This window comes from Granulicatella sp. 20925_1_28, assembly GCF_041433575.1.
Lineage (GTDB): Bacteria > Bacillota > Bacilli > Lactobacillales > Aerococcaceae > Granulicatella.
In genome coordinates this window covers 1-1,657 of sequence record NZ_JAPWBS010000030.1, presented here as the reverse complement: position 1 = coordinate 1,657, position 1,657 = coordinate 1, and the positions used below count along the sequence as shown (strand labels likewise).

The 1,657-nt window shown below is 48.8% G+C and carries 1 rRNA gene; it reads left to right on the top strand.

Features of this window, described 5'->3' with window-relative positions:
• Nucleotides 1-106: 106 nt before the first annotated feature.
• Nucleotides 107-1,657 (top strand): 23S ribosomal RNA (locus O3793_RS08835); the annotation flags it as partial.

Below are 1,657 nucleotides of genomic sequence, written 5' to 3'. Positions count from 1 at the left end.
AATACTATATCACAACAAATAACCAATTAATTTACCGAGAGTTAGAGTAACATCTAACGAAAAGAGTTTTTTAACAAAACGCAACGCTATGCGACATTTAACCAACGGTTAAGTGAATAAGGGCGCACGGTGGATGCCTTGGTACTAGGAGCCGAAGAAGGACGGAACTAACACCGATATGCTTTGGGGAGCTGTAAGTAAGCTAAGATCCAAAGATTTCCGAATGGGGGAACCCAACACCTTTCATAGGGTGTTACCAATGAGTGAATACATAGCTCATTAGGAGGTACACGCAGGGAACTGAAACATCTCATTACCTGCAGGAAGAGAAAGAAAAATCGATTCCCTGAGTAGCGGCGAGCGAAACGGGAGGAGCCCAAACCAACGAGCTTGCTTGTTGGGGTTGTAGGACTAGAACGTGAGAAGAAATCAAGATAGCAGAAGTGGTCTGGAAAGGCCCATCAAAGAAGGTGACAATCCTGTACGCGACATCTTGATGAACTCTACTAGCATCCTGAGTACGGCGGGACACGAGGAATCCCGTCGGAATCCGCCAGGACCATCTGGCAAGGCTAAATACTACCTAGTGACCGATAGTGAACCAGTACCGTGAGGGAAAGGTGAAAAGAACCCCGGGAGGGGAGTGAAAGAGTACCTGAAACCGTGTGCTTACAAGTAGTCAGAGCCCGTTAATGGGTGATGGCGTGCCTTTTGTAGAATGAACCGGCGAGTTACGTTTACATGCGAGGTTAAGATGAAGAGTCGGAGCCGTAGCGAAAGCGAGTCTGAATAGGGCGCATGTAGTATGTGGACGTAGACCCGAAACCAAGTGATCTACCCATGTCCAGGTTGAAGGTGCGGTAAAACGCACTGGAGGACCGAACCAGGGCACGTTGAAAAGTGCTTGGATGAGGTGTGGGTAGCGGAGAAATTCCAATCGAACTTGGAGATAGCTGGTTCTCTCCGAAATAGCTTTAGGGCTAGCCTCGGAATCAAGAATCGTGGAGGTAGAGCACTGTTTGGACTAGGGGCCCATCTCGGGTTACCGAATTCAGATAAACTCCGAATGCCATGTATTTATATCCGGGAGTCAGACTGCGAGTGATAAGATCCGTAGTCGAAAGGGAAACAGCCCAGACCACCAGCTAAGGTCCCAAAATATCTGTTAAGTGGAAAAGGATGTGGGGTTGCACAGACAACTAGGATGTTGGCTTAGAAGCAGCCATCATTCAAAGAGTGCGTAATAGCTCACTAGTCGAGTGACCCTGCGCCGAAAATGTAACGGGGCTAAACAGATTACCGAAGCTGTGGATTGGACCTTATGGTCCAGTGGTAGGAGAGCGTTCTAAGGGCGGTGAAGCATGATCGTAAGGACATGTGGAGCGCTTAGAAGTGAGAATGCCGGTATGAGTAGCGAAAGACGGGTGAGAATCCCGTCCACCGAATAACTAAGGTTTCCTGGGGAAGGCTCGTCCTCCCAGGGTTAGTCGGGACCTAAGGCGAGGCCGATAGGCGTAGTCGATGGACAACAGGTTGATATTCCTGTACTTCTATAAATCGTTTGAGCAATGGAGGGACGCAGGAGGCTAAGAAAAGCGTACGACTGGAAGTGTACGCCCAAGCAGTGAGTCGGCTGATGAGTCAAATGCTTATCACA